Annotated in this window: 4 protein-coding genes; all 4 read right to left on the minus strand. The window is 39.0% G+C overall.

Annotated elements, in window-relative coordinates:
* Positions 1-137 precede the first annotated feature (137 nt).
* The 4 genes from I6E78_RS18025 to I6E78_RS18040 are packed head-to-tail and all read right to left on the minus strand — an operon-like array spanning position 138 to position 5,844.
* On the minus strand, positions 138-572 hold the full coding sequence (locus tag I6E78_RS18025; protein WP_193050459.1) for a hypothetical protein: 435 nt from the start codon (positions 570-572) through the stop codon (positions 138-140).
* Positions 565-2,559: a hypothetical protein gene (locus tag I6E78_RS18030; RefSeq protein WP_226916303.1), complete on the minus strand. Its 1,995-nt coding sequence runs from the start codon at positions 2,557-2,559 to the stop codon at positions 565-567. Before I6E78_RS18030 ends, I6E78_RS18025 begins: the two co-directional genes overlap by 8 nt.
* A complete protein-coding gene (locus I6E78_RS18035) occupies positions 2,559-4,394 on the minus strand; it encodes a hypothetical protein (RefSeq protein ID WP_193050457.1) in 1,836 nt (611 codons plus the stop codon). The genes I6E78_RS18030 and I6E78_RS18035 overlap by 1 nt, the downstream gene beginning before the upstream one ends.
* Positions 4,384-5,844: a tyrosine-type recombinase/integrase gene (locus tag I6E78_RS18040; protein ID WP_331459148.1), complete on the minus strand. Its 1,461-nt coding sequence runs from the start codon at positions 5,842-5,844 to the stop codon at positions 4,384-4,386. The genes I6E78_RS18035 and I6E78_RS18040 overlap by 11 nt, the downstream gene beginning before the upstream one ends.
* Positions 5,845-6,056 lie beyond the last annotated feature (212 nt).

Here is a 6,056-nt window from a genome sequence, read left to right on the forward strand (position 1 = left end):
CTTTTACGTTCACCGTTACACAAAGGAATATCAAAATATTGTGAAACCTTTTTAAATACAGTTACTTAATAGGGTAGAGTGTTTTTCTCATATTTTTGGTTAAATAGTTGAGAATCAAGAAGTGTTATTCACACCTATTATGAAATACTGACCAGTCTTTTTCTACCTAGTTCTTCCTGCAATTCGTACAACCTAAACATTAGCGTGGCGTTTAAAGCCTCCATTTCTTTCTGAGCTGTCTTGGCATCATCTCGCTCTGAACGATATTTTTCTTTTAGCGCTTTCTCTCGCTTTAAGTCAGCTTTCAGCTTCTCGACTTCTGTTAGTTCTGCTTCGCCCAAATCCATGCCTTCAATGGCTTGTTTCTTAGTTTTGTTAAAAGTATCTATTTTTGGAGTCGCACGCTCTACGAATTCTTTGAATTTATGCACATAGCTATGACTAAGGCGTGCCTCTTTGTTAACCTTGTTTAAAGTTAGGGTGCCTTCTGGTTTTACTCTTATAGGGCATCCAGACAACAACCGCTCTAGCGCCTCTTCCAAACGCGCCTCTGTAATTACTTTCTTATCCATTGTTTGCCTCTGTGATTACTATGACACCGTGAACTTTATCTTTAAATTCAATGAACTCAACATCGTGATTTTTCATTAGAGCTTCATTGATCTTTATTTTCTGCTTTATTCCAACAAGGATGCTCTGCATCATCGAATCACCTTCGTTCATTGCCCTAAAGCTCTGTATCAACCTCTTATTTTGACGTTTTAATTCTTTGGCAGTTTTGTCGGTATTCACTTGGAACTCACAAGGCTTCTTCTCCGCAGCGAATTGCCCAATACCACATAAACGACTGCAACTTGGGTTAAGGCAATATCCACCTGTAGGAAGCTTAACAATGGCGATGGTTTTGTTTCTTACCAATTCTTCTATTTCAGTCCTAGACATATACACTTGATGACCATTCTTCACCCTCTGAAATTTATCCAAAGCAATACGCTCACCGCCACCGCCGCTGAGGTGTTCAGTCTCATTGTATATTTCATCAAAAGCGTCAACCCCCATATGAATACCTTCCTCTTCGAGTAATTCTAAAAGGTCGGCATCAAGCAACAACTCTTCCATCGCTTGAAGAGCTGCGTTATTAGCGTAGTAATCTGACATATTGATGTTTTGATGCTTGTATTGAAACTTTATTGCAGTGCTTGAGCCGAATCCGTACCGTTTGAAAAAGACAGCAAAGCTTCGCCTAAAATCATGAGGTGTCAGCCTTGGTAATCCCTCACCTGAAGTCATTTCTCCTTCACGAGATGGGTTAAGTCGGTTGAACTCTTCGATATCTTCGTTACTAGCTGTCAATTTAAGAGAAGCTGCATATTGGGTCAGCAGTCTTTGACTATTTGCTTGCACAAACGAAGCCGCTGACGTGGTATTATGACGTAAAATAATAAAAGCTGAATTTAGTTCTTTTGATGCTTTAGCGTGTTCATCCTCTCTATAGGCACCACTATTAATTTTCTCATCAATGAGCGTTTTATAATGATCTCTTAAGCTTTCAGTCATATCGAATGCAAGCTCAAGTGCATCTTTAACAATAGGGTGTGTTTGCCATGTTACGGTTCTGGGTATTCCGTCTTCACCTTTTGATGTTTCACCCGATACAATCGAGATTAACTTGTGCTTGCCTACCTGCTTGGTGCTGTAACGAGAAGGGTTAAAACTTAGCACCTCACCTATACGCCCACCACTAAAGGCCAATGTGACAATCAAGCACGCTGATTGTATTTTGCCAAGCTCTGAACCATTTAAAGTGATATTAAAATCAGGGATCTGATGATCGATATTCTTTAGCCTTTTCCTTATCTGATGATCTACCGCTTTATCATTTTGCTCTTTAGTCAGAGAGTTATTGCTAAAGTCACACTGCGACTTAACATCATCAGATATCTGGATTACTTGTGATACTAACTTTGAGATCCCGTGTCGGAGTACGTGGTATTTTTCAACAACATTAATTGCATCAGCAATGATCGCAGAGTACATATCAATTGGAATGGCAATACTTTGTTTGGTTATACGCCCCTTTGATAATGCCAATAATTCATCACCACTAAACCTCCTACCGATGAGGTTAGCTTGATACAATATATTGAAAGCCGTGAGCATCCCTCTTATGGATATATCGTTGAAATTAGAAGCAGACACCTTCCTTTTAAACATTCTATAAACAACATCATCACTAAGGCTGTTCCAGTTACAACCCGAAAGGCACTGAGCTATTTTTTCCAACCCTCTTCTCCACGCATTCAATTGGCTAGCAGTCGGAGGTGCAGATTCTTGCTCCCTCAGAAACTCATATATGGAGAACAGCGCATCTTGGATATGCCTACGATATTGTTTTTCAACTTTTGAAAACGAAACCACAGCGTTTTTACCAACGGCTTTAGCTTCTGAGCCAGATAAGTCCCATGATTCATCATATATTAATGATAACGTCTCACCTTCAGATGTACGCGAAACGACAGTGTTGTTGATGTATGGCTTAGCCCTAACTAAACTGGACATTATGCAAACACCTCCAATAGATCATTTAAGCTATATACGCTGGAATATAATGGATGTACCTCAGTCTTATGTTTCTCCAACGCTTGCTTAAAATTCTCTTTGGACTTTTCCTCGAAACGCTGAAGTATCCCATTTACTGTTTGGTATAGCGTGTTGTATTTACCGTCTGGAAATGAATTAATCGACGGCAATTGCTGCATCTCTTGTAACGTATCTCTAAATGAGAGCATGAGCCAAATATCTTGAACGTCGGACACAAGAGCGTGTTGTTCACATTCGAAGCAACCTAAAAAATCAGTACAAGCAGGCTCAATGCTGTCTGTTGCTACACCAGCCTTTGCAAGTGATTTTTCAATTAAACGAAGTGCACCCTTTGTAGAATCATTGCACCTTACCCCTAATGGTGTCCTAGCCTCATGAGAGCGTTCTTCACCTTTTCGTAGTTCCTGATATTCATAGTCACTTAAGATGTCACCATACTTGAATTTGGCCTCTTCTGTAGCAGCCTTAATGTCTTTTCCTTTTGCAATGTTGAACTTCGCTTCAATAGATGCTCCCAGGTTATTTTCATGATCGCCTTCCACACCTGTTGAATAGCTTCTTCCTATCGTTTCTATACTGTTATTAGCCGACATAGCTACTAAGAAAACACTATCAGTAGCCTTCATCAAAGCATCTAGTTTGGTTTTTCGCATTGAAGAGGGGCTTATCTCCACCAATCCCAAAAGCTTTAAAAGCTTATTGATTGATTTTTGCGGTGAGTCACTAATATCCGCAAAAGACAAAGCTTCTCCGCTTACCGATCTGTATGGAAACAAAAATGCTTCAGGTTCGTGAGAAGTAATATCGCCTGAAATGGCATACCATTTATCTAAAAATGACTTGGCATACTTGCTGAATCCAAGTGAATTGTCTTGCTCTTGATGTCCAGCTCTTCCTTTAACGCTCTCTAATATATATTGACCACCCCCCACTGACTTATACTTGATATCTTTCCTTTTCATATACATTAAAGGGCTAGTATTCATTCCTGTCCACATGTAGCAAAGCATCAGAGCAAGTTTCGTCATTTGGTTTACCCAGTCCCCGCGAGCGACAGACTTTGTAAACGACATCCTTTTATGTACAACCTTTTCTTCGTGTCTGCGGCACATCTCTGCGTTAAAAAGTGTTTCGTCATACAAAGGGTGGACCATAGGGCGCGTGCCATTTTGAAAGTGTTCAGCCAGAACATAAAAGGCTATTAGCATTTGCTTAGCAACAGGCTTAAGCTCACCTTCTAAACTGAGAGCTTTTTGACCTTTTGTGTTTTTTCTAGATCCTTTCAATAATGGAAGTGCCTTTGCTGTATCCAGTATTCCTTTTTGTTCAAATATCCATCTAAAAGATGAAGTAACTACTCTCCAAGACCCTTGCGTATATTTTCCTTCTTTGTACCAGTTACCCCATTGATTCATGTATTCTTTTATGAGGTTTTCATTGAAATACTCACCATCTGAAATGGCATGACCTTTTGAGTCTAACCACGCAAGGTACTTCAATATGACGCTGAATGTGATGCTTCTAGTAGCATCGAAATTGGGAGCTAATAAGCAGTACATTTCTCGAATAAATTGGTCACGATTCATATTGCGTAACAAAGTACCGTCAGGGAAGTTATTAGTACCCCTTTTTAGAACTGGACAACCAAAATATCTTAAACGTTTAAAATGAACATTCTTGTGCTTCCCTGCGGATAAAGATATATCTTCAACACGTAATTGATATACTGATGCTGGAGGTTTTATTACACTCTCAGTGGGAAGGACCGCCTTTCTTTTGCTTTTAACTTTCATTTACCCTTTCCTTGTGAGTAAGCTGAACTTCACTTGTAGAAATATCATCAAAAACTCCTATAAAATCTAAGATGTCTTCGTAAATTTCATCCCCTGTAGGCTCATCTTGGGCTATTTTTAGATATAAAAGGGTCGTACTCTCATCATCGTGTCCAAGCAAAGCCGATACTTGAGCTAAAGCCATATCTGGTGTCGTTTTTCGCAGTAACGCTCTAAACAGAGCGACAGCGAAAGTGGCTCTTAAGTTATGAATTGTTGCCTCTAGTGTTCTGCCTGTCTTAACTTTAACAGTAGCTCGGATCTCTCCCCATCTAGCGTTTAAATCATTTAACTTAGTGAAGAATGGCTTACCTGTAGAGCTTATAAATATGTAATCCTTGCTCTCATCAACACCATCCTCGACATTGAAGAATGCAACGTCACCAGCTTCTCTTTTCGACTTGCAAAGCTCTTTAAATTTCTTTAGTCGCTTCAGATAGCGATCAGTTCTGGTGTAGTCATATATCATTTGCATAGTGCTTGCAGGAATGATCGTTTTTCGAGTTTTGTTATTCCCGTCGCGAGTTTTTGTTAGCGACCCATATTGCTCACCGACTCCAAGCCGTAGAATAGGCTTACGGTGATCGGGCTTGATAATTTGACCTTGATGCAAACTTGCGACTTCTTCTCTTCGCAATCCAGTAAATCGTGAAACCAAGAAGAATAGCGAGTATTCAATTGCTAATTTAGATGGTTTGAGATGTCCTGAAACATTTTTGATAACTGTTTTAGTGTTAAGCAAAATATTTTCAACCTCCTTCCATTCTGTATTGGTAAGAGGTCTAATATCTTTTCTTGATGATGGAATTGCGCCGCCTGAATTTCGTTTGGAACGAGGGAAATTCAAGCGTAAATCTGTTGTATGAACCGCCTTTGACATGTAGCCTTTCATGTTCGTGCCACTTGTCTGAAAGTTAATGTTGATTATCTCATGGTCAAAAGGAGGGTTGTTAAACCTGTAACCTTGTCTTAGGTGAAATGAATAAAACTTAATAACGGCATTCATATAAGCTGTTGCTGTTGTTCTAGCCAATTTTAAATCTGGATTAATTTCTTTTATTACTGCATCTTTTAAAGCCTGCCTATATTGGTAAGTGATTCTTTGAGCCTTTCTTTTCGCCATATAATCCCATTCAGGGCGCGGTAAATCTGTTAACTCATCAAATATATCTTCATCAAATTCATCGTCCCATTGTTCTTGGAACTTTATTAGGAAGGAAAAGAAGTGAACCAACCCTTTGCTGTATTGATCGGATTCTTGCTTGTGGTCATCAATATGATGCGTCATTAAGAATCTGTTTACTTGCTCTATCGGTTCAAATGTAACTATCTTACCTGACGAATCTCTCCCCACCATATTCAACAGAGTAATTTTTTTTATATGTACAGGTGATACCTTAGAATATTCCACTGACAACTCTCCACAATCATTAACTGAAACCAATGGAGTTCTATAGGAATAGGGCTTTATTTCTGAGGTTCTAATTTCATAGGTAATGTTTGACAAGAGCGCTTACTTAGACAAATTAATAACTACCTATCATTATAATTGACATTCTCACCTTGTAAAGTGTACAGGTAATTATTTTAATTTAAAGTGTATGGGTGTACGTTTAAATCTTC

Origin of the sequence: Pseudoalteromonas sp. NZS127 (assembly GCF_015864805.1) — a bacterium.
Classification (GTDB): domain Bacteria; phylum Pseudomonadota; class Gammaproteobacteria; order Enterobacterales; family Alteromonadaceae; genus Pseudoalteromonas; species Pseudoalteromonas nigrifaciens.

Coding starts and splice junctions, on each gene's coding strand:
- I6E78_RS18035 (WP_193050457.1), bottom strand. CDS start 4,394: ATGAAAGTTAAAAGCAAAAGAAAGGCGGTCCTTCCCACTGAGAGTGTA.
- I6E78_RS18030 (WP_226916303.1), bottom strand. CDS start 2,559: ATGTCCAGTTTAGTTAGGGCTAAGCCATACATCAACAACACTGTCGTT.
- I6E78_RS18025 (WP_193050459.1), bottom strand. CDS start 572: ATGGATAAGAAAGTAATTACAGAGGCGCGTTTGGAAGAGGCGCTAGAG.